We start from the raw sequence: 19,221 nt of genomic DNA, 5'->3' as shown, positions 1-19,221 counted from the left end.
GGCCCGCGCGGTTCGCCTCCGCGCGCTCGAAGCGGCCGCCCCGTTCCCGTACCCCCTCAGTGTGCGCCGCGTCCGTCGGCGTCCACCAGGGATTTTTCCGGTCCGGCCCCCGGGCCGTGGCCGTCCCGGGTCAGCGGCCAGAAGGCCAGACCGATCACCAGCGAGACCGCGTGCCCGAGGTCGGTGTACGTACGGTCGGAGACCAGCGGGACCGCGAAGAAGGCCACCGCGCCAGCCAGATAGAACCAGCGCCAGGGGCGCGGCAGCCGGTAGGTGAGGATGCCGACCGAGGCGGCGAGGCCGTAGCTCACCCCGATGTCGACGACGTGCGCCATGCTGCGCGGCACGTCGTGGTCCCTGATGGCCTCCAGGACCACCTTCTGGCTGACGAGCGTGGCGGCGACGTGCGCGGTGCCGACCACCACGAGCCATTTCACGGTGCCGAGCCAGCGCTCGACGGGTGCGTGGAAGACCTCGAAGAGGACCGCGTAGAAGGGCAGGCTCGCCGGGTTCTCGATCCAGAAGGCGCTGCCGAGCAGGGCCCGCAGGGGGTGCCGGGAGAGCTCGTACAGATTGCTGCTGTTGCGGTGCAGCAGATAGTGGTCCAGGCCGTCCGAGGACAGCGCGATGACCAGGCTGGTGAGCGCGATGACGGCCAGCCAGATGTGCGTACCGGGTGACGAACGCACCCACGACCTGAGGGGTCGGGACGGTTCGCCACCCGGCGCACGGGGAGAGGTTTCGCGAGGCACAAGTCCGTGCCTATCACCCCTTTGTGGGGGAGACCTGAGAGAAATACCCCGGATCAGAAATTGATCATGTGTCCGGCGATGCCGTGGATCGCTTCCTTCACGGCCTCGCCCAGGGTCGGGTGGGCGTGGACGTTGCGGGCGACCTCGTGCACGGTCAGGTCCCACTGCTGGGCCAGGGTCAGCTCGGGCAGCAGCTCGGTGACGTCCGGGCCGATCAGGTGGGCGCCGATGATCTCGCCGTACTTGGCGTCGGCGACGATCTTCACGAAGCCGGTCGAGTCGCCGAGGCCGTGCGCCTTGCCGTTCGCCATGAAGGGGAACTTGGCGACCTTGACGTCGTAGCCCTTCTCGCGGGCCTGCGCCTCGGTGTAGCCGAAGCTGGCGATCTGCGGCTGGCAGTAGGTCGCCCGCGGGATCATCGGGTAGTCGAGCTCCATCGTCTCGGCGTCCGCGATGGTCTCGGCGGCGATGACACCCATGGCCTCGGCGGTGTGCGCGAGCATCAGCTTCGCGGTCACGTCGCCGATGGCGAAGATGTTCGGCACGGAGGTGCGGCAGCGGCCGTCGACGTCGATGGCGCCGCGCTCGGTGAGGGCGACACCGGTGTTCTCCAGGCCGTAGCCGGAGACGTTCGGGGCGAAGCCGATGGCCTGCAGGACCTTGTCGGCCTCCAGGACCTTCTGGGAGCCGTCCTTGCCGGTGACGGTGACGCGGACCTGCGGGCCGGACTCGTCGATGGCGTCGACGCGGGTCGAGGTGAGGACGTCGATGCCGAGCTTGCGGTACTGCTTCGCGAGCTCCTTCGACACCTCCTCGTCCTCCAGCGGGGCCATCCGGTCGAGGAACTCGACGATGGTGACCTTGGTGCCGTAGTTGTTCAGGACGTACGCGAACTCGATGCCGATCGCGCCGGCGCCGGCGATGATGATCGACTGCGGGGCGTCCTCGGCGAGGATCTGCTCCTCGTACGACACGACGCGGTCGCTCAGCGCGGTGCCGGGCAGCAGGCGGGCGGTGGCGCCGGTGGCGATGATGCAGTTGTCGAAGGAGATCGTCTGCGTGGTGCCGTCGGCCTTCGCCACCTGGAGGGTGTTCGCGTCGAGGAAGGTGCCCCGGCCGTCGAACTCGGTGATGCCGTTCTTCTTCATCAGGAAGTGGACGCCCTTGACGCGGCCGTCCGCGACCGTGCGGCTGCGGCGGAACGCCTCGCCGTAGTCGAAGGAGACCGTGCCGTCGACCTTGATGCCGAAGGTCTTGGCCTCGTGGTTGAAGATGTGGGCGAGCTCGGCGTTGCGCAGCAGCGCCTTGGTCGGGATGCAGCCGACGTTCAGGCAGACGCCGCCCCAGTACTTCTCCTCGACGACCGCGACCCGCTTGCCCAGCTGGGCGGCGCGGATGGCGGCGACGTAGCCGCCGGGGCCAGCTCCGAGTACGACGACGTCGAAGCGGTCTGACATGACTGACTCCCGAGGGTGGTGAGGGTGTTCGGTCCGCGTACGAGTCCGTGTACGAGGCCACGTACGAGCCCACAGTAGTCCCGTCCCTGCGGACCGGCCGGGGAGGCGAGGGACGTCACACCGAGCACCTCGGTCCGCTCCACCGCCGACCCGGTCGCGGCCCGGACTCGTACGGTCTGAGGCCGCACGGGTCCGGACCCCGGGCCCCGGCTACTCCTCGCCCGCCAGGGTGAGGGTGCGCAGCTTGTGGCCCGCGAACCAGGTGGCGCCGATGGTGACGGCGACGAGCAGCGCCATCGCGGTGGGCAGGGACACCTCGGAACTGATCAGGCTGTCGCCGGTGACCTTCTCGGCGAGGGCGAGCGCCCACTGCTGGACGCTGAGGGTGCGGGCGCCCGCGATGAGGGAGCCGAACAGGGCCTCCCACACCAGCGCGTAGACCAGGCCGATCACCACGGCGTGCCGGCTGACCGTGCCGAGGAGCAGGAAGAGCGCGCTGTAGGCGATGGAGGCCACCAGGGCCGCCACGGTGTAGGCGACGGCGACCTGCTGCCCGTTGCCGTTGAGGACGAAGCCGGCGATCAGGGTGGGCACGGCGGAGAAGACCATGGTGACGGCGACGGCGACGATCAGCTTGGTGAAGATGATCGTGGGCCGCTTCACCGGCTTCGACAGGAGGTAGACGATCGAGCCGTCGTCGATCTCCGGGCCGATCGCGCCGGTGCCGGCGATCACGCCGATCAGCGGCACCATGGTGGCGAGCGCGAAGCCGCCGAGGACATCGGCCGCGACCTGGTCGTCGGCGCCGTTGAAGGCGCGGATCGCCGCGGCGATCATGATCAGCAGCGCGGGCAGCGCGAACAGGATCAGCGCCCGCCGGCGGCCGAGCAGGGCCCGGTAGGTGAGCCGGGCGACAGTGGGGTTGTACATCGGTCGGGGCTCCTTTCAGGCCGCTACGAGATACGAGAAGACGGATTCGAGGGACTCGTCCGAGGGCGAGACCGTGAGGAGCCGGATGCCGCGCTCCTGGGCGACCTTCGGCAGCAGCTCGGTGAACCGGCCGAAGTCCACGGCCTGGATGCGCAGTCCGCCCTCGGCGCCGTGCTCGACCTCGATGCCGGCCGTGGACGGGTCGGCGATCAGCGCCGCCGCGAGCTCCCGGTCGTCGCTGGAGCGGACCAGATAGCGGTGCGGCCGGTCGGTCATCAGGCGGCGGATCCGGCGGAAGTCGCCGGAGGCCGCGTGCCGTCCGGCGACGATCACCTCGATGTGCGAGGCGAGCTGCTCGACCTCCTCCAGGATGTGCGAGGAGAACAGCACGGTGCGGCCCTCGGCGCCCATCCGGCGCAGCAGGTCCATGAGTTGCATGCGCTGGCGCGGGTCCATGCCGTTGAACGGCTCGTCGAGCAGCAGCACGGACGGCTCGTGCACGAGGGCCGAGGCCATCTTCACGCGCTGCCGCATGCCCTTGCTGTACGTGGCGATCTTGCGGTCCTGCGCGTACTCCATCTCCACCGTGGCGAGGGCCCGCTGGGCCTCCTCGTCGCCCAGGCCCTGCAACTCGGCGTTGGCGACGACGAATTCGCGGCCGGTGAGGAAGTCGTACATCGCCTCGCGCTCGGGGACGACGCCGATCTGCTTGTAGACCGACTCGTTGCGCCAGATCGCCTCGCCGTCGAGGGTGACGGTGCCGGTGGAGGGGGCGAGGAAGCCGCCCATCATGTTGATCAGGGTGGACTTGCCGGCGCCGTTGGGGCCGAGCAGGCCGGTGACACCGGGACCGATGGTCATGGTGACGTCGTTGACGGCCACGACGTTGCCGAACCAGCGCGAGGCGTGGTCGATGTTGAGCGTTGTCACAGCCCGACCTTTCGGTAGCGGCGCATCAGCACGCCGTACGAACCGGCGATGAGCGCGAGGACGACCAGCAGATAGACCACGCCGGCGCCGGTGCCGGGTCCCGCGCCCTCCCCGCCGGGGAACTGGGTGGGCGCGCCGAGGAAGGCGTCCTGCACACCGCCGATGAGGGTGATCGGCGAGAACAGGCCGATCCACTTGACGGCGCCCACGTTTTCGGTGCCGTAGGCGATGCCCTGGAGGGTGGAGACCGCTCCGTAGGTGATCACCAGGGCGGCGATCACGGCGGCGACGCCGAAGCCGCGGCGCGGGGTGAGGGCCGCCATGACGAGCCCGATGCCGCCGAAGAGGAGGGAGAGCAGCGCCACGGACACCAGGCCCTGGCCGAACATCTGCGTCTGGTCGGCGAAGTCCATCTTGGCGAGCAGCGATCCGATCCAGAGGATCAGCAGCGGGGAGGCGGTCAGGATGAACAGCGCCGAGGCCATCGCCCCGTACTTGGCGAGGACGTAGTCCACGCGCTCGATCGGGCGGGCGAAGTACAGCGGCACGGTCCGGAAGCGCAGGTCGCGGGAGACGGACTGCGGGGCCTGGGAGGCCACGAAGATCCCGATGACCATCTGCAGGAAGATCGCGTACTGCGTGTACTCGATGGACAGCTTCGACGCCTTGGTGACGACGGCGACCGCGACGATGATCAGCGCGGGCACGCACATCACGGCGAACAGCACCATCGGCAGCACCTTGGACTTGGCGCTGCGGCCCAGGCCGTACGCGCCGCGCAGCGACTGCGAGAACAGGGCGCGGCGGGCGGAGGCGCGGCCGAGCCGCGGTCCGTCGTAGCTGCGGTAGCCGATGTTGTGGATCCGGCTGGTGTCGGGGGCCTGGACGGCCCCGGGGGTCTGCGGGCTCATCGCGCCGCCACCTCCTCCTGTTCCTGCTGCTGCGGCTTGAAGACCTCGGCGATGTGGTGGCGGCGCTGCTCCATGCGCACCAGGCCGAGGCCGAGGCCGGCGACGGTGTCACGGACCAGGTCGTAGGTCTCGTCGCCGGAGGCCTCCAGGAGCAGGATGTGCCCGGCGCCCGGCAGGCCGTCCTCGACGCCGGGGTGCAGGGTGACGCCGGCGGCGGTGAGGGCCGCGCGCAGCGCCTCCGTGCCGTCCGGGTGGGCGTCGGAGTCGGTGACCTCGACCGCGAGGGTCGTGGTGGTGCGGGTGAAGTCGCTGGTGGAGCTGGAGCGGAGCAGCCGGCCGCCGTCGATGACGACGACGTGGTCGCAGGTGCGCTCCAGCTCGCCGAGCAGGTGCGAGGTGACGAGGACGGAGATGCCGAAGTCGGTCCACACCCGGCGGATCAGGCCGAGCATGTCGTCGCGGCCGACCGGGTCGAGGCCGTTCGTCGGCTCGTCGAGCAGCACCAGCTGCGGGTCGTGGACCAGGGCCTGGGCCAGCTTCACCCGCTGCTTCATGCCGGTCGAGTAGCCGCCCATGGGGCGGTAGCGCTCCTCGTACAGGCCGACATGGCGCAGGGTGTCCGCGGTGCGCTCGCGGGCGGCGGCGGGCGGGAGCCCGGACATGCGCGCCATGTGTACGACGAACTCGGTGGCCGAGACGTCGGGCGGCAGGCAGTCGTGCTCCGGCATGTAGCCGACCCGCTCGCGGATCTGCGCGCCGGCGGTGGCGACGTCGAGTCCGAGGACTTCGGCGCGGCCCTCCGTGGCCGGGGACAGACCGAGCAGGATCTTGATCATCGTGGACTTGCCGGCTCCGTTGGCACCCACCAGTCCGGTCACACCGGGCCCGATGTCCAGGGAGAGCCGGTCGAGAGCGGTCACCCGGGGGAACCGCTTGCTGAGGCTTTCGGTGGCGATCACAGTCACGCTTCGACGGTAGTGGCGTGGGTCACGCGAGTCGTCAGACCAACGGCTCGATCCTTGTCCGACTCCAGGAGTACAAGCCCGTAAGGGCGCGACGACCAAGGTCTCGTTTTCCACAGGGCGCTGCACACCCCTTGACGCAGCCGCCGAGCATTGTCACATTCATCGATGTCAAGTTACGGACGCGTAGGGCTACCGGACGCTCACGCGAGCTCACACAGGGACGGGCGGGGTCGCATGGCATCGGCAGGTACGACAGTGACGCGCGAACTCACCGCGGAGCTGGCGGGGTTCAGAGAGGTCCAGCGCCTCTCCTACGAGTGCGCGGAGGCCGTCGCGGCCCAGCTCAGGCCGGGGGTGACCGAGCGCGAGGCGGCCCGGATGCAGCGCGAGTGGCTGTACGCGCGAGGGGTGAAGGACTGGTTCCACCGCCCCTTCGCCTGGTTCGGCGACCGCACGGCCTTCGTCGACTTCAAGGTCCCGCTCCAGTTCTTCCCCACGAACAAGCGCCTGGAGGCCGGGATGCCGTTCATCCTGGACATGGCGCCCGTCCACAAGGGCCGGGCCGCCGACATCGGCTACTCCGGCTGCCTGGGCCTCAACCCGGTCCACGACAAGCTGCTCGCCGATCTGAAGGACCACCGCGAGCTGATCCTGCGCGAGGTGCGCGAGCGCCGCACGCTGCGGGAGATCTACCAGGACGTGGACCGGCTCATGGTGCGCCAGGGCTATGCGAACCGGCACCGGGCCTATCCCTTCGGCGTGATCGCCCACAAGGTCGGCCGGGTGAAGGAGCGCCGCTGGGCGCCGACCCTGTTCGGCTTCGGCGCCGAGTCCCTCAAGGGCCTGGCGAGCGACGCCCTGCACGGCCACCGCGAGGGCTGGTCGCCGCTCTGGTCGCCGTACAGGTTCTCCGACCACCCGCCCAGGCCGGGCCTGTGGGCGGTCGAGCCGCACCTGGGATTCCGGGGTACGGGCGCGAAGTTCGAGGAGATCCTGGTCGTCACCGACTCCAGGGACCCCGAGCAGAGCGCTTTCTGGCTGGACGACGACCTGCCGCACGTGCGGCGGTGGAACGAGGAGAAGGCAGCGTGAGCGTGAGTCTCAAGGAGGCGCGCGAGCGCCGGGTCCGCACCGGCGGGATCGAACTGTGCGTGGCCGAGCTGGGGGACGCGGACCGTCCCACGGTGCTGCTCGTGCACGGCTATCCGGACTCCAAGGAGGTCTGGTCGGAGGTCGCGACGCGGCTCGCCGAGCGCTTCCACGTGGTCCTCTACGACGTGCGGGGCCACGGCCGGTCGACCGCGCCGACCCCGCTGCGCGGCGGCTTCACCCTGGAGAAGCTGACCGACGACTTCCTGGCCGTCGCGGACGCGGTGAGCCCGGACCGGCCGGTCCACCTGGTCGGGCACGACTGGGGCTCGGTGCAGTCCTGGGAGTTCGTGACGGTGCCCCGCACCGAGGGCCGGATCGCCTCCTTCACCTCGATGTCCGGGCCGTCGCTCGACCACTTCGGGCACTGGATCAAGACCCGGATGACCCGGCCCACCCCGCGCCGGGTCGGCCAGCTCCTCGGTCAGGGCGCCAAGTCCTGGTACGTGTACATGCTGCACACGCCGGTGCTGCCCGAGCTCGCCTGGCGCGGGCCGCTCGGCAGGCGGTGGCCGAAGCTCCTGGAGCGGATGGAGAAGGTCCCGGCCGGCGCCTACCCGACTCCCTCGCTGCCCAGCGACGCGGCCACCGGCGCCTGGCTGTACCGGGACAACGTACGGGCCCGGCTGACCCGGCCGCGCGCCGACGCCTTCGCGCACGCGCCGGTGCAGCTGATCACCCCGACCGGCGACGCCTTCCTCTCCGAGCGGCTCTACGACGACCTGGCCCACTGGGTGCCGGACCTCACCCGGCGCACCCTGCCGGCCAAGCACTGGGTGCCGCGCACCCGGCCGGATCGACTGGCGGCGTGGATCACCGAGTTCGTCGAGGCGAACGAGGACCCGGCGACGAAGGCCCCGCGCCCGGCGCCCAAGAGCGATGTGCGCCCGGAGTACGCGGAGCGCTTCGGCGGGCAGCTGGTCCTGGTGACCGGCGCGGCCAGCGGCATCGGCCGGGCCACCGCCTTCGCCTTCGCGGAGGCCGGCGCCCGGGTGATCGCGGTGGACCGGGACGCCGAGGGCGCGGCCCGCACGGCCGAGATGTCCCGGCTGATCGGGGCGCCCGAGGCCTGGGGCGAGACCGTCGACGTCGCCGACGAGCAGGCGATGGAGAAGCTGGCCGCGAAGGTGGCGAGCGAGTACGGCGTGGTGGACGTCCTGGTCAACAACGCGGGGATCGGGCTCACGGGCTCGTTCTTCGAGACCACCAGCGAGGAGTGGCAGCGGGTCCTCGACGTCAATCTGTGGGGCGTGATCCACGGCTGCCGGATCTTCGGCGGACAGATGGCGGAGCGCGGCCAGGGCGGCCACATCGTCAACACGGCCTCGGCGGCGGCCTTCCAGCCCTCCCGCGCACTGCCCGCGTACAGCACGTCGAAGGCGGCGGTGCTGATGCTGAGCGAGTGCCTGCGGGCCGAGCTGGCGGAGCAGGGGATCGGCGTCTCGGCGATCTGCCCGGGCATCGTGAACACCAACATCACCCACACCGCGCGGTTCGCCGGGGTCACCGACGAGGCCGAGGAGAAGCGGCGGCAGCAGAAGGTCTCGCGTCTCTACGGGATGCGCAACTACCCGCCGGAGAAGGTCGCGGACGCGATCCTGCGCGCGGTGCTGCGCGACGAGGCCGTGGTGCCGGTCACCCCGGAGGCCCGCGGCGCCCATCTGCTGTCCCGGCTCGCCCCGGGCGCACTGCGGGCGCTTGCCCGGGTGCGGCCGCCGGCGTAGGACGGGGCGGGCAGGGCCGGGCGGGGCAGTCGTACCATCCCTCGACGGGTGAAGGGAGCGGGCGATGGGAACGGGTTTGTCCGAGCGGGTGGCACAGCCGGAGTACCGGATCGAGGATCTGGCCCATCACAGCGGGGCCACCGTGCGGACCATCCGCGCCTACCAGGACCGCGGTCTGCTGCCCCGCCCGGAGCGGCGGGGCAGGTCGAACGTGTACGGGGACAGTCATCTGGCCCGGCTCCGGCAGATCGCCGACCTGCTCGACCGCGGCTACACCCTGGCCTCCATCAAGGAGCTCCTGGAGGCCTGGGACACCGGGCGCGGACTCGGCGGGGTGCTCGGTCTGGTGGCCGAGGTCGACGGCCCGTGGACGGACGAGGAGGCCGACCGGATCTCCCGCGCCGACCTGGACGCCCGCTTCGGCGGCACCCCCGACGAGGACGCGGTCCGCGAGGCGATCGAGCTCGGGGTCCTGGAGCGCGTCCCGGACCGGGAGACCGAGGAGTACCTCGTACCCAGCCCCCAGGAGCTGGCGGTGGCCGCCGAGTTGTACGCGGCGGGCGTCCCGCTGGCCGCAATCACCGGCCATCTGCGGGAACTTCGCGGCCAGGTCGAGCACATCGCCTCCCGTTTCCTGGAGTTCACCAGCGAGCACGTCTTCGCCCGCTATCTGGAGCACCGGCCGCCGACGGACGCCGACGCGGCCGAGGCGGCCACGCTGGTACGGCGGCTGCGGCCGCTGGCCCAGCAGACGGTGGACGCCGAACTGGCGCGGGCCATGCGCCTGTTCGCCACTCGGCACCTCCAGCACCACCTGTCCTGGGACAACCCGCCGCCGGAGGAGCGCGAGCCGCGTGCGGTGGCCCTGCCACCGGAGACGATTCGGGCCGTGGAAAGGCTCGTTGGCGCGGAGAACGTGGCGGCGTTCATCACGGCGGCGGCCGAACGAGAGGTGCAGACAAGAACATTGGACACTCTTGCCTCAAATGCCGCAAACAGCAGCCAAATCGGTCAAGAGGCATGAACCCTCAGGGGCGTTGTCCACAGAATCGACAACTGACCTGTGGATAAACCCACTTGGCTGTGGAACAAACCCGCGGCTTCAATGGATTCATGAATGACGAGAAACGCACCATGGACGAGAGACGCACCGTGAAGGTGTCGAAGTACCTCTCGAAGCATCTGCGTCACCAGCCCGAACGCATCGGGCTCGTCCTCGACCCGAACGGCTGGACCGAGATCGACGCGCTCCTGACGGCCGCCGCCGCGCACGGCTTCCCGATCACCCGCGCCGAGCTGGACCATGTCGTCGCGGCCAACGACAAGAGGCGCTTCGCGATCGACGGCACCCGGATCCGGGCCAGCCAGGGCCACACCGTCCCGGTCGACCTCGACCTGCCGCCCGCCGAGCCGCCCGCGTACCTCTACCACGGTACGGTCGCCGACCGGCTCCCCGCCATCCGGACCGAGGGGCTGCGCCCCATGGCCCGCCACCATGTGCACCTCTCGCCCGACCGCGAGACCGCCACCCGGGTCGGCGCCCGCCGCGGCCGCCCTGTCGTGCTGAGCGTCGACGCGGGCGCGATGCACCGGGCCGGCCACGTCTTCCACGTCAGCGCCAACGGCGTCTGGCTCACCGACTCCGTACCGCCGCGGTTCCTGCGCTTCCCCAACTGACCTCCGGCTGATCCCCGGCTGATCCCTGGCCGAACCCCGCCTTCCTCCGCTCCGTCCACGGCGGGGCCCCGGACGTAGGCTCGGGAGCATGACCCTGCGCCTGAGCACCGTGATCCTTCCCGTCTTCCGCTGGCACGAGGGCGGCCGCGCCGCGTGGCAGCGAGCCGAGGAGCTGGGCTTCCACACCGGCTACACCTACGACCACCTCACCTGGCGCTCGTTCCGCGACCGCACCTGGTTCGGCGCGCTGCCCACCCTCACCGCCGCCGCCGGCGCGACCGAGCGGCTGCGCCTGGGCACCCTCGTGACCTCGCCGAACTTCCGGCACCCGGTCACCCTGGCCAAGGAGCTCATGTCGCTCGACGACATCTCCGGCGGCCGGGTCACCCTCGGCATCGGCGCCGGCGGCAACGGCTTCGACGCCACCGCGCTCGGCCAGGAGGCCTGGACCCCGAAGGAGCGCGCCGACCGCTTCGCCGAGTTCGTGCCGCTGCTCGACCGGCTGCTCACCGAGGAGGCCGTGACCGAGCGCGGCACCTTCTACACCGCGGACGAGGCCCGCGCGATCCCCGGCTGCGTCCAGCGGCCCCGGCTGCCCTTCGCGGTCGCCGCGACCGGGCCGCGCGGTCTGAGGCTGGCGGCCCGCCACGGGCAGGCCTGGGTCACCACCGGCGACCCCAAGCTGTTCGAGACGGGGACGCCCGAGCAGTCCCTCGCGGCCGTCGGCGGCCAGATCGAGAAGCTCGGCAAGGCCTGCGCCGAGATCGGCCGGGACGTCGCCGAGCTCGACAAGATCCTGCTCACCGGCTTCACCCCCGAGCAGAACACGGTGCTGAGCTCCCTCGACGCCTTCGTCGACTTCGCCGGCCGCCACCAGGAGCTCGGCTTCACCGAGATCGTCGTCCACTGGCCCATCCCGGACTCCGACTTCGCCACCGACCAGGCGGTCTTCGAGCGCATCGCCACCGAGGCGCTCGCCCAGCTCGGGAACTAGAGCGGCGCGCAGGGGGCGCCGCGTCGCGGAGTGACAGATCGACTACTCAAATGTGCGCCCCCTCGCACGCCCGTGCACGTTGTGCGGAAGAATGGTGCGGTGACCTCATCCCACTCCGCGCGCTCCGAAGCCCCGGCCGTCCGGCTGATCGCCACCGACCTCGACGGCACCCTCCTGCGGGACGACAAGTCCGTCTCCGAGCGCACGATCGCCGCGCTCGCCGCGGCCGAGCGGGCGGGCATCGAGGTCTTCTTCGTCACCGGACGCCCGGCCCGCTGGATGGACGTCGTCAGCTCCCACGTCCACGGCCACGGCCTCGCCATCTGCGCGAACGGCGCCGCGGTGGTCGACCTCCACGCGGGAGGAACGTTTCTGGAGGTGCGCCCCCTGGAGCGCCCCGTCGCCCTGGAGGTCGTACAGGCGCTGCGCGCCGCCGCCCCCGGCACCAGCTTCGCCGTGGAGCTGACCACCGGCATCCACTACGAGCCGAAGTACCCGCCGTTCTTCCTCGACCCGGGCGCCACCGTGGCCACCGCCGAGAAGCTGCTCTTCGAGGAGGCCCCGGGCGCCGCCGCCCCGGTCCTCAAGCTGCTCGCCCAGCACCCCGAACTCGACCCGGACGTCTTCCTGACCACCGCCCGCGAGGCCGCCGGCGACCTGGCCTCGTTCACCCGCTCCAGCCCCACCGCGCTCATCGAGATCAGCGGCCTCGGCGTCTCCAAGGCCTCCACGCTGGCGCACTGCTGCGCCGAGCGCGGCATCGCGCCGGAGGAGGTCGCCGCCTTCGGCGACATGCCGAACGACATCGAGATGCTCGCCTGGGCCGGCCGCTCGTACGCCATGGGCAACGCCCACCCCGACGTGATCGCCGCCGCCACCGGCCGCACCACCGGCAACAACGAGGACGGTGTCGCGGTGATCATGGAGGAGCTCGTCGCCGCGGCCGTACGGAACCGCTGACGTCCGCCGGAGCAGCGGCCCTACAGCGGGGCCTCCCACACCACCGTCGTACCGCCGCCGTCCTCGCCGATGCCCGGGTCGCACCAGCTCGCGCCGCCCAGCGACTCGGCGCGGCGGGCCAGGTTGCGCAGACCGCTGCGGCGGCCGCCTTCGGGGATGCCGACGCCGTCGTCGGCGACCGACAGACGCACCCCCGGGGTGCCGTCGGGCAGGGTCACGGTCGCGTCCACGACCACCTCGATGCGACCCGCCCCGGCGTGCCGGAAGGCGTTCGACAGGGCCTCCCGGAGCGCTGCGATGAGGTTCTTGCCGGTGAGGTCGCCGACCGTCGCGTCGATCGCGCCGAGGAAGCGGTGCGCGGGCTTGAAGCCGAGCGGCACGGCCGCCATGTTGATCTCCCGGAGCACCCGGGTGCGCAGCCCCGACGGCGCCTCGGCCGGCCCCTGCTGGAGCGCGAAGATCGCCGTACGGATCTCCTGGATGGTCACGTCCAGCTCGTCCACGGCCTTGCCGACGCCCTCGCGCACGGCCGGCACGAGCGCCTTCCGCTGGGCGCTCTCCAGCATCATCCCGGTGGCGAACAGGCGCTGGATGACCAGGTCGTGCAGGTCCCGGGCGATCCGGTCACGGTCCTCGTAGACCGCGAGCCGCTCCCGGTCGCGCTGCGCCTCGGCCATCATCAGGGCGAGCGCCGCCTGCGAGGCGAACTGCGTGGCCAGGGTCCGCTCGGTCTCCGTGAACGGGCGGTCGCCGCGCGCCCGCGGGGTGGCGAGGGCGCCGAGCACCCGCCCGCCGCTCTGCAACGGCAGCAGCATCGCGGGTCCGTACCGCGCGGAGAGGCTGCTGAGCATCCGCGGGTCCGTGGAGGCGTCGTCGACGAACACCGCCTCTCCCTCCATGAGCAGTTCCACCACCGGGCTCTCCGGCGGGATCACCACCCCGAGGGACGTGCTCGCGTGCGCCGAGCAGACGGCCACGATCTCCAGACCGCCCTCGCCGGCGGGCAGCATGACGATGCCCGCGGCCGCGTCGGCGAGCCGGCGGGCCTGCTCGGCGACGACGGTGAGCGCGTCGTCGGCGTCACCGCCGGAGAGCAGCGCGGTGGTGACGGCGACGGAGCCGTCGATCCACCGCTCGCGCTGCCGGGCGGCCTCGTAGAGCCGGGCGTTGCCGATGGCGATCCCGGCCTCGGTCGCGAGGACCCGGACCATGTGCACGTCGTAGGCGTTGAACTCGCCGCCGTCGTGCTTCTCCGCGAGGTAGAGATTGCCGAAGATCTCGCCCTGGACCCGGATGGGGACGCCGAGGAAGGTCCGCATCGGCGGGTGCCCGGGCGGGAAGCCGGCCGAGCGCGGGTCGGCCGACACATCGGCGAGCCGGATGGTCTGCGGCTCGCGGATCAGCGCGCCGAGCAGCCCGGCGTGCCCGTCGGGGCGCCGCCCGATGCGACGCGCGACGTCCGCGCCGACGCCGTAGGTGACGAAGTCGGAGAGTCCCTCGCCCTCTTCGTCGATCATGCCGATGGCGGCGTAGCGGGCGCCGGCGAGTTCGGCGGCGGTCTCGCAGATCCGGTCGAGCGTGGTGTGCAGTTCGAGGCCGGTGCCGACGGAGCGCATGGCCTCCAGGAGCTGCGGCACGCGCGCGGTGAGCTCGGTGGAGAGGCCCTGCAGGCTGCGGGTGGCCTGGGTCGCGGCGTCGAGCGGGTCCGGGGCGTCGGGCACGGCGGCTGTCATGGTCGTGAGCCTAGTTAGTCCTATTTCGAGAGAAAAGTCGGGTGATCGGGTGCGGTGGCCGACGAGGTCCTCGGACCGGCCGGGGTGAGCAGCAGATCGCTCTCCCGCTCCTGTTCCAGCATCCGCCGCAGCGGCCCCTCGGCCGTCGCCAGCTCGGCGTAGCTCCCGCGCTGCACGGTGCGGCCGCGGTCCAGGACCACGACCTCGTCGACGGCGTCGAGACCGCGCAGCCGGTGGGTGATGAGGACGGTGGTCCGGCCCTCGGTGACCCGCAGCAGGTCGTCGGTGAGCGCGTCGGCCGTCGCCAGGTCCAGGTGTTCGGCCGGCTCGTCGAGGACCAGGACCGGGAAGTCGGCGAGCAGCGCCCGGGCCAGGGCGAGCCGCTGCCGCTGCCCGCCGGAGAGCCGGGAGCCGTGCTCGCCGACGAGCGTGTCGAGCCCGTCGGGCAGCGCGTCCACCCAGTCCAGGAGCCGGGCCCGGCGCAGCGCCTCGCGCAGTTCCGCGTCGTCCGCGCCGGTGCGGGCGAGCCGCAGGTTCTCGCGCAGCGTGCTGTCGAAGAGGTGCGCGTCCTGCGCACACAGGCCGACGAGCCGGCGCACGGCGTCTCCGTCGAGCCCGGCCGCGTCGATTCCGCCGATCCGGTACGTGCCGGACTCGGCGTCCAGGAAGCGCAGCAGCACCTGGGCGAGCGTGGTCTTGCCGGAGCCGGACGCACCGACCACGGCGACCCGGTGCCCGGGCCGGAGGGTGAGCGCGAAGTCGGCGAGGGCCGGCCGGTCCTGCCCGGCGTGCCGCGCGGAGAGCCCGGCCAGTTCCAGCGGGAACGGGCTCGCCGGGGGAGCGGCGGGCGTATCCGGCTCGTGTACGGGCACGGGCGCGTCGAGCACGTCGAGCACCCGCTCGGCGCTGCGCCGCACCCGCTGGCGGTACTGCACGGCGAGCGGCAGTCCGTTGACGGCCTCGAAGACGGCCAGCGGGGTCAGCACCACGACGGCGAGCGCGACACCGTCGAGGCGTCCGTCGCGCACCGCCTGTACTCCGACGAGCGCGGCGGCGGCGACCGTCAGGCCGCAGACCAGGGCCGAGAGCCCGGCGCCCAGGGCGGTGGCGGCGGACTGCCGGGAGGCGATGCCGGTGAGGGTACGGTCGGCCCGGCCGGCGCGCGCCACCCGGTCGTCCAGGGCACCGGCCACGGTGAGTTCGGCGCAGCCGCGCAGCAGGTCGACGACGGTGGTGGTGAGCAGGCCGCGCGCGGGCGCCAGTTGCCGCTCGGCCCGCCGGGCGAGCGCGGCACCGGCGAGCGGCACGAGAACGCCGGCGGCGAGGAGTCCGGCCGCGAGCACGGCCCCGGCCTCGGGCAGCAGCCACGCCGTGAAGCCGACCGACCCGGCGCCGACGACGAGGGCCGCGCCCGCCGGCAGCAGCCAGCGCAGCCAGTAGTCCTGGAGTGCGTCCACGTCCTGCACGAGCCTTGCGAGCAGGTCGCCGCGCCGGGTGCGGCGCAGTCCGGCCGGGGCGATCCGCTCCAGACGCCGGAAGACGGCGACCCGGAGGTCGGCGAGCATCCGCAGCACGGCGTCGTGCGAGACCAGCCGCTCCGCGTACCGGAACACGGCCCGGCCGATGCCGAAGGCGCGGGTGGCGGTGACGGCGACCATCAGATAGAGCACGGGCGGCTGTTCGGAGGCCCGCGAGATCAGCCACCCGGACACCGCCATCAGCCCCACGGCCGAGCCGAGCGCCAGACTCCCGAGCAGCAGCGCGAGCGCCATCCGCCCCTTGAGCTGCCCGGCCATGGCGCGAACACGCGCGAACACGGACCGCGAACCCTTCGCCACGTCCCCGGCCGCCCGCGCACCTCGCGCGGCGCCTAGGTTCGCCCCGGCGAGGCCTTCCGCATGCGTGGCGGAGGCGGGGGCGCCGTCGGACAGCCGACCAGGCCCCTGGTCCGTGCCGCCGCCGACCGCGGCCTCCGCGCCGAGGTCCGGGACCGTCGGGCCCGGGAGACCGCCGCCAGGCACGGACGTGCCGTCCCGCCCGGTCCCGGCCACGTCCGGGACGGCGGCGCCGGCAACGCCGGGCACCGCCTCGGCGAGGCCTTCGGTGCTCGTGGCGGGCTCGGCAGCAGCGCCGTCGGACAGCCGACCGGCCACGCGGGGCACACCAGTGCCACCCTCGGCGCCGACGCCCGCCCCGGCCTCGACGCCCGCCCCCGCGGGCCCCGTCGCACCCAGCCCCACGGTCACGACCGGCCCCCGGCCGGGCGACGCCGGCAGCGGCGTTCCGTCGGGCAGCAGCCCGGCCACATGAGGGCGACCGGCTTCGGCCACGGGCGCGTCGACCGCGCCCATGCCCTCGTCCGTACGCGCCGCCGGGGCCAGCCGGACCACCCGGTCGGCGACGGCCAGAAGGGCGGGGCGGTGGACGACCAGGAGGACGGTGCGGCCGGTGGAGAGGCGGCGGACGGCGTCGACGACGGCCGCCTCGGTCTCGCCGTCGAGCGCGGCGGTCGGCTCGTCGAGCAGCAGCACCGGCCGGTCGGCCAGGAACGCCCGGGCCAGGGCCAGGCGCTGGCGCTGCCCGGCCGAGAGACCGGCGCCGTCCTCGCCGAGCGCGGTGTCCACGCCGTCGGGCAGTTCGGCGACGAACCCGTCGGCGCCCGCGTCGCCGAGCGCCTGCCGTACCGCCTCGTCGGAGGCGTCGGGCCGGGCGAGCCGTACGTTCTCGGCGATCGTCCCGGCGAAGAGATGGGGCCGCTGCGGCACCCAGGCGATCCGGGAGCGCCACTGCTCCAGGTCGAGCGATGCGAGGTCCGCTCCGCCGACCCGGACGGTGCCCTCCTCGGGGGCGGTGAAGCCGAGCACCACGTCGAGCAGGGTGGACTTGCCGACCCCGCTCGGCCCGACCAGGGCCACGGTCTCGCCCGGCTCCACGGTGAGCGAGGCGGCGTCCAGGGAGGGCGCGGCGCGCCCCGGGTGCCGGACCGTGACCCGGTCGAGCTCAAGCCGTACGGACGCGGGCACCGCCCCCGTACCGCCGGCCGGCAGCGGGCTTTCGAGGACTTCGAAGATCTCCTCGGCGGCCGCGAGCCCCTCGGCGGCCGCGTGGTACTGCGTGCCCACCTGCCGCAGCGGCAGATACGCCTCGGGCGCCAGGACCAGGATGACGAGACCGGTGTAGAGGTCCAGCTCGCCGTGGACCAGCCGCATGCCGATGGCGACCGCGACCAGCGCGACCGACAGGGTCGACAGCAGCTCCAGGGCGAAGGAGGAGAGGAAGGCGATCCGCAGGGTCCGCATGGTCGCCCGCCGGTAGTCGGCGGTGATCGACCGGATGTTCTCGGCCTGGGCCTTGGCCCGGCCGAAGACCTTGAGGGTGGGCAGGCCGGCCACCACGTCCAGGAAGTGCCCGGAGAGCCGGGACAGCAGCTTCCACTGCCGGTCCATCCGGGCCTGGGTGTACCAACCGATGAGGATCATGAAGACCGGGATCAGCGGCAGGGTCACCACGATGATCGCGGCCGAGACCCAGTCCTCCGTGACGATCCGGGCGAGCACCGCCACCGGCACCACGACCGCGAGCCCCAGCTGGGGCAGATAGCGGGCGAAGTAGTCGTCCAGGGCGTCCACGCCCCGGGTCGCGAGCGCGGCCAGCGAACCGGCCTTCTGCCCGCCGAGCCAGCCGGGACCGAGCCGCGCGGCCCGCTGGAGCAGCCGGCCGCGCAGTTCGGACTTCACCGCCGCGCTCGCCCGGTGGGCGGCGAGCTCGGTGAGCCAGGAGACCAGGGCCCGGCCCCCCGCCACCGCGGCGAGCAGCAGCAGGGGCGTGGTGAGCCCGGAGACCGACAGACCCTTCTGGAAGGCCCCCACCACGATCTCGGCGATGAGCATCGCCTGAGCGATGATCAGGGCCGCTCCGACCAGGCCGAGACCGACCACCGCCAGCAGGAAGAACCGGGTGGCCCGTGCGTAGCGCATCAGACGCGGATCGATCGGTTTCACGTGAAACATGCTCCCCGGTGAGCAGCGGCTAGTGGGCTGGTTCCGCGATGTGCTGTGTGCCGATGCGCTTACGGAACACCCAGTAGGTCCAGCTCTGGTAGAGCAGCACCAGCGGGGTCGCCACGGCCGCGCACCACGTCATGATCTTGAGCGTGTACGGGCTCGACGAGGCGTTGGTGACGGTCAGGCTCCAGGCCGGGTCGAGCGTCGACGGCATGACGTTCGGGAAGAGCGTCAGGAAGAGCATGGCCACCGCCGCCGCGATCGTGACACCGGAGAGCGCGAACGACCAGCCTTCGCGCCCGACCCGGATCGCGCCGATCGCACCGACCAGACAGACCACGGCGACCAGCATCGCGGCCAGGCTCCAGGCGTCACCCTTGTCGGCCTGGGTCCAGACGAGGAAGCCGAGCGCGAGCACCGCCGTGACCAGACCCAGCCTGAGCGCGAGCGCACGGGCCCGGTCCCGGATGTCCCCCACCGTCTTGAGCGAGGCGAACACCGCGCCGTGGAAGGTGAAGAGGGTCAGCGTGACCAGACCGCCGAGCAGCGCGTACGGGTTGAGCAGGTCCCAGAAGTCGCCGACGTACTCCAGGTCCTTGTCGATCTTCACACCGCGCACGATGTTGCCGAAGGCCACGCCCCACAGGAACGCGGGGACGAGCGAGGTCCAGAAGATGGCCTGCTCCCAGTTGCGCTGCCAGTTCTCCTCGGGCCGCTTCGCCCGGTATTCGAAGGCGACACCGCGCACGATGAGACAGATCAGGATGATCAGCAGCGGCAGGTAGAAGCCGGAGAACAGGGTCGCGTACCACTCGGGGAAGGCGGCGAAGGTCGCGCCGCCCGCCGTGAGCAGCCACACCTCGTTGCCGTCCCAGACCGGGCCGATGGTGTTGATGAGGACTCGCTTCTCGGACCGGTCGCGGGCGAGCAGCTTGGTCAGGACACCGACCCCGAAGTCGAAGCCCTCCAGGAAGAAGTAGCCGATCCAGAGGACGGCGATGAGTACGAACCAGACGTCGTGGAGTTCCATGCCTC

General features: G+C 72.2%; 15 protein-coding genes. 6 read left to right on the top strand and 9 right to left on the bottom strand.

The window, feature by feature from the left end:
* Positions 1–56 precede the first annotated feature (56 nt).
* The 6 genes from AB0M18_RS27585 to AB0M18_RS27560 all read right to left on the bottom strand — a co-directional run bounded on the left by AB0M18_RS27585 (position 57) and on the right by AB0M18_RS27560 (position 5,939).
* A complete protein-coding gene (locus tag AB0M18_RS27585) occupies positions 57–752 on the bottom strand; it encodes a rhomboid-like protein (protein WP_365762570.1) in 696 nt (231 codons plus the stop codon).
* A 53-nt stretch (positions 753–805) separates the two neighbouring features.
* Positions 806–2,209 (bottom strand): dihydrolipoyl dehydrogenase, encoded by a 1,404-nt coding sequence (lpdA, locus tag AB0M18_RS27580; protein ID WP_365762568.1) that lies wholly within the window; start codon positions 2,207–2,209, stop codon positions 806–808.
* 210 nt (positions 2,210–2,419) lie between these two features.
* Entirely contained in the window at positions 2,420–3,139 is a 720-nt protein-coding gene (locus tag AB0M18_RS27575; protein ID WP_365762566.1) for an ABC transporter permease subunit, read from the bottom strand.
* 15 nt (positions 3,140–3,154) lie between these two features.
* Entirely contained in the window at positions 3,155–4,069 is a 915-nt protein-coding gene (locus AB0M18_RS27570) for an ABC transporter ATP-binding protein (RefSeq protein WP_365762564.1), read from the bottom strand.
* A complete protein-coding gene (locus AB0M18_RS27565; protein WP_365762562.1) occupies positions 4,066–4,980 on the bottom strand; it encodes an ABC transporter permease in 915 nt (304 codons plus the stop codon). The genes AB0M18_RS27570 and AB0M18_RS27565 overlap by 4 nt, the downstream gene beginning before the upstream one ends.
* Positions 4,977–5,939 carry an ABC transporter ATP-binding protein gene (locus tag AB0M18_RS27560; protein WP_365762724.1) on the bottom strand — a complete coding sequence of 321 codons (963 nt, stop codon included), beginning with the start codon at positions 5,937–5,939 and terminating at the stop codon, positions 4,977–4,979. The genes AB0M18_RS27565 and AB0M18_RS27560 overlap by 4 nt, the downstream gene beginning before the upstream one ends.
* A 240-nt stretch (positions 5,940–6,179) precedes the next feature.
* Between AB0M18_RS27560 and AB0M18_RS27555 the strand changes: the two genes are divergently transcribed.
* The 6 genes from AB0M18_RS27555 (at position 6,180) to AB0M18_RS27530 (ending at position 12,449) form a co-directional block, all read left to right on the top strand.
* Complete coding sequence (locus AB0M18_RS27555) at positions 6,180–7,037, top strand: M24 family metallopeptidase (RefSeq protein ID WP_365762560.1); 858 nt, start codon at positions 6,180–6,182, stop codon at positions 7,035–7,037.
* 2 nt (positions 7,038–7,039) lie between these two features.
* A complete protein-coding gene (locus AB0M18_RS27550; RefSeq protein ID WP_365762722.1) occupies positions 7,040–8,818 on the top strand; it encodes an SDR family oxidoreductase in 1,779 nt (592 codons plus the stop codon).
* A gap of 64 nt (positions 8,819–8,882) precedes the next feature.
* Positions 8,883–9,842 carry a MerR family transcriptional regulator gene (locus tag AB0M18_RS27545; RefSeq protein ID WP_365762558.1) on the top strand — a complete coding sequence of 320 codons (960 nt, stop codon included), beginning with the start codon at positions 8,883–8,885 and terminating at the stop codon, positions 9,840–9,842.
* A gap of 110 nt (positions 9,843–9,952) precedes the next feature.
* On the top strand, positions 9,953–10,495 hold the full coding sequence (locus AB0M18_RS27540) for an RNA 2'-phosphotransferase (protein ID WP_365762720.1): 543 nt from the start codon (positions 9,953–9,955) through the stop codon (positions 10,493–10,495).
* A gap of 88 nt (positions 10,496–10,583) precedes the next feature.
* Positions 10,584–11,489, top strand: coding sequence for an LLM class flavin-dependent oxidoreductase (locus AB0M18_RS27535; protein WP_365762556.1), 906 nt, complete (start codon positions 10,584–10,586; stop codon positions 11,487–11,489).
* Positions 11,490–11,588: 99 nt separating this feature from the next.
* Entirely contained in the window at positions 11,589–12,449 is an 861-nt protein-coding gene (locus tag AB0M18_RS27530; RefSeq protein ID WP_365762554.1) for a Cof-type HAD-IIB family hydrolase, read from the top strand.
* A 20-nt stretch (positions 12,450–12,469) separates the two neighbouring features.
* Here AB0M18_RS27530 and AB0M18_RS27525 read toward each other — a convergent pair whose 3' ends face one another.
* Genes AB0M18_RS27525 through cydB form a run of 3 tightly spaced genes read right to left on the bottom strand, consistent with a single transcriptional unit; the run spans position 12,470 to position 19,216 of the window.
* A complete protein-coding gene (locus AB0M18_RS27525) occupies positions 12,470–14,182 on the bottom strand; it encodes a GAF domain-containing protein (RefSeq protein ID WP_365762552.1) in 1,713 nt (570 codons plus the stop codon).
* Between the two features lie 20 nt (positions 14,183–14,202).
* Positions 14,203–18,192 carry a thiol reductant ABC exporter subunit CydD gene (cydD, locus tag AB0M18_RS27520; protein ID WP_365762550.1) on the bottom strand — a complete coding sequence of 1,330 codons (3,990 nt, stop codon included), beginning with the start codon at positions 18,190–18,192 and terminating at the stop codon, positions 14,203–14,205.
* A 19-nt stretch (positions 18,193–18,211) separates the two neighbouring features.
* Positions 18,212–19,216, bottom strand: a complete 1,005-nt coding sequence (cydB, locus tag AB0M18_RS27515) for a cytochrome d ubiquinol oxidase subunit II (protein ID WP_365762548.1) — start codon at positions 19,214–19,216, stop codon at positions 18,212–18,214.
* Positions 19,217–19,221 lie beyond the last annotated feature (5 nt).

This window comes from Streptomyces sp. NPDC051909 (genome assembly GCF_040681095.1).
Classification (GTDB): Bacteria; Actinomycetota; Actinomycetes; order Streptomycetales; family Streptomycetaceae; genus Streptomyces.
The sequence above is the reverse complement of the archived record's forward strand: the minus strand, read 5'-3'. Positions and strand labels throughout refer to the sequence as shown.

What these genes read in the sequence shown, in the direction of transcription:
- lpdA (WP_365762568.1), bottom strand. Translation starts at nt 2,209, where the DNA reads ATGTCAGACCGCTTCGACGTCGTCGTACTCGGAGCTGGCCCCGGCGGC.
- AB0M18_RS27575 (WP_365762566.1), bottom strand. Translation starts at nt 3,139, where the DNA reads ATGTACAACCCCACTGTCGCCCGGCTCACCTACCGGGCCCTGCTCGGC.
- AB0M18_RS27565 (WP_365762562.1), bottom strand. Translation starts at nt 4,980, where the DNA reads ATGAGCCCGCAGACCCCCGGGGCCGTCCAGGCCCCCGACACCAGCCGG.
- AB0M18_RS27555 (WP_365762560.1), top strand. Translation starts at nt 6,180, where the DNA reads ATGGCATCGGCAGGTACGACAGTGACGCGCGAACTCACCGCGGAGCTG.
- AB0M18_RS27545 (WP_365762558.1), top strand. Translation starts at nt 8,883, where the DNA reads ATGGGAACGGGTTTGTCCGAGCGGGTGGCACAGCCGGAGTACCGGATC.
- AB0M18_RS27540 (WP_365762720.1), top strand. Translation starts at nt 9,953, where the DNA reads ATGGACGAGAGACGCACCGTGAAGGTGTCGAAGTACCTCTCGAAGCAT.
- AB0M18_RS27535 (WP_365762556.1), top strand. Translation starts at nt 10,584, where the DNA reads ATGACCCTGCGCCTGAGCACCGTGATCCTTCCCGTCTTCCGCTGGCAC.
- AB0M18_RS27525 (WP_365762552.1), bottom strand. Translation starts at nt 14,182, where the DNA reads ATGACAGCCGCCGTGCCCGACGCCCCGGACCCGCTCGACGCCGCGACC.
- cydD (WP_365762550.1), bottom strand. Translation starts at nt 18,192, where the DNA reads ATGTTTCACGTGAAACCGATCGATCCGCGTCTGATGCGCTACGCACGG.
- cydB (WP_365762548.1), bottom strand. Translation starts at nt 19,216, where the DNA reads ATGGAACTCCACGACGTCTGGTTCGTACTCATCGCCGTCCTCTGGATC.